Origin of the sequence: Cupriavidus sp. SIMBA_020 (genome assembly GCF_046535395.1) — a bacterium.
Classification (GTDB): Bacteria; Pseudomonadota; Gammaproteobacteria; order Burkholderiales; family Burkholderiaceae; genus Cupriavidus; species Cupriavidus campinensis.
This window is the reverse complement of sequence record NZ_JAWRWU010001316.1, coordinates 1-248: the sequence shown is the minus strand read 5'-3', so window position 1 is coordinate 248 and position 248 is coordinate 1. Positions and strand designations below refer to the sequence as shown.

Below are 248 nucleotides of genomic sequence, written 5' to 3'. Positions count from 1 at the left end.
AGCACGGCGCGCATCTGCCGGCCGTTGGCGGCCAGCGAAACGCGCATGCCGTTCTTCTCCAGATAGCCCGCGAGCAGTTCGCGGATGCCGCGATCGTCGTCGACGATCAGCACGTGGTCGGTGGTTTCCATCGACAGCTCATTGCCTCCTGCGTTTCATCTGCACCCGGCTCGCATTGATCAGTTCGCATTGCACGGGGTGCGCCATTTCCGCCGCGACGCCGCCCGCGAGGAAGGCGAGGATCGCAA

At 64.9% G+C, this 248-nt stretch carries 1 pseudogene; it reads right to left on the bottom strand.

Going from position 1 to position 248, the window contains the following annotated elements:
* Positions 1–131: pseudogene (locus SB751_RS33765) on the bottom strand (DNA-binding response regulator); the annotation flags it as partial.
* Positions 132–248: the final 117 nt, after the last annotated feature.